Genomic DNA, 2,151 nt, shown 5'->3' on the forward strand with positions numbered 1-2,151 from the left:
AGCTGATCGAGCGCATGCGCCAGCAGGACATGAGCGCCGACGTTCGTGTGTTGTTCAGTCAGCCGACCCTCAAGGCGCTGGCGGCTGCCATCGGCAGCGGCACGGAAATCAGCGTGCCCGCCAACCTGATCGAACCCGGCTGCACGCAGATCACACCGGCCATGCTGCCGCTGACGACCCTCAGCGAGGAACAACTGGAGCGCATCATCGCCCGTGTTCCGGGCGGGGCTGCCAATGTGCAGGATATCTACCCGCTGGCGCCATTGCAGGAGGGGATTCTTTATCACTACCTGACGGCCGAGATCGGCGACCCTTACGTGCTGCAATCGCAGTACGCGTTTGATGACCGGCAGCGTCTGGACGCCTTTATTCAGGCCTTGCAGTCGGTCATTCAGCGCCACGACATCCTGCGCACTGCGGTGCATTGGACCGGTCTCGACGAGCCGGTGCAGGTGGTGTGCAGGACCGTGACGCTGAAGCCGGAAGAACGGGTACTCGACCCTGCCGACGGCGATATTGCGCAGCAATTGACCGAACGCTTCGATGCGCGGCACTACCGGCTTGACCTCAGCAAGGCGCCGTTGCTGCATCTGGTGTACGCCGAGGATCGGGACAACCAGCGCTGGGTAGCGACGCTGCTGTTCCATCACCTGGCGCTCGACCATACCGCACTGGAAGTTCTGCAACACGAGATGCAGGCCTTCCTGCTGGGCGAGGCAGAACAATTGGGCGCGGCCATGCCGTACCGCAATTACGTGGCCCAGGCCCGACTCGGCGTGACGCCGGCTGTGCATGAAGCGTTCTTCCGCGACATGCTCGGCGATGTCGACGAGCCAACGCTGCCGTTCGGCATCCACGACGTGCAGGGTGACGGGCGCGGTATCGAGGAAGTGCGCGCGGGCATCGATTCGCAGCTCAGCCGACGCTTGCGTGAACAGGCCCGACAACTGGGTGTCAGCGCAGCCAGCCTGGTGCATCTGGCCTGGGCAATGGTGCTGGGCAAGGTCTCGGCGTCTGAAGACGTGGTGTTCGGCACCGTCTTGCTGGGACGGATGCAGGGCGGCGACGGTGCCGACCGTGCGCTGGGCATGTTCATCAATACCTTGCCCCTGCGGGTGACGCTGGCCCACAACACGGTCAGGCAGGGTGTGCGCGAAGCTCATGCGCAGCTCACCGGTCTGCTGGCCCACGAACACGCTTCTCTGGCGCTGGCCCAGCGCTGCAGTGGCGTCGCCGCGGCAACTCCGCTGTTCAGCGCACTGCTCAACTATCGCCACAGCAACAACGTGGCGTCCCAACAAAGTCTCGACGCCTGGCAGGGCATGCATACACTGGGCGGCGAGGAGCGAACAAACTACCCGCTGACCCTCAACGTTGACGACTTTGGCGACGGCTTCCAGCTGACCGCTCTGGCGGTGGCTTCAATCGGTGCGCAGCGCATCTGCAACTATGTTCAGGTGGCCTTGGCTCAGTTGACCGATGCACTCGAACAGGCTCCACACACTCTGCTGAGCAGCCTGTCGATTCTGCCGTTCAATGAACGTGAGCAATTGCTGCATGACTGGAACCTGTCGCCCGCCACAGAGGCAGCAGATCAACTGATACATCGCCTCTTTGAAGCGCGGGTTGCACACAAACCGTCGGCCATCGCCGTCCGCTATGAAACCCGCAGCCTGACCTACGGCGAACTCAACGCCCGGGCTAACCAAGTGGCGCACAGCCTGATCGAAAAAGGCATAAAACCGGATGATCGTGTGGCTATCTGCGTCGAACGCGGGCCGGAAATGATCATTGGCCTGTTGGGCATTCTCAAGGCTGGCGCAGGCTATGTGCCGCTGGACCCGGCTTACCCGGCAGAACGGCTTGCCTACCTGCTGAAGGACAGCGACCCGGCGGCGGTGCTGGTCCAGCGCGCTACGGCTCACGTCTTGCAGCAGGTATCGGCAACCGTCGTTTGTCTGGATGACGGCAGTCAGCAAGGCCAGGCGATGAGCAATCCGCAGATTGCCGCGCTGACCCCACGCCATCTGGCGTACGTGATCTACACCTCGGGTTCCACCGGCTTGCCGAAAGGCGTGCAGGTGGAGCATCGCAATGTGGCACGGTTGTTCTCTGCGACTGAGCCGTGGTTCCAGTTCAATGCCACCGATG

The 2,151-nt window shown here is 62.7% G+C and carries 1 protein-coding gene; it reads left to right on the top strand.

Going from position 1 to position 2,151, the window contains the following annotated elements; all coding sequences use genetic code 11:
• Positions 1–2,151 (top strand): AMP-binding protein (locus BW686_RS25920; RefSeq protein WP_143516567.1); only part of this gene is annotated, 2,151 nt, incomplete at both ends.

The organism is Pseudomonas syringae, from assembly GCF_002157375.1.
GTDB classification, from domain to species: domain Bacteria; phylum Pseudomonadota; class Gammaproteobacteria; order Pseudomonadales; family Pseudomonadaceae; genus Aquipseudomonas; species Aquipseudomonas syringae_T.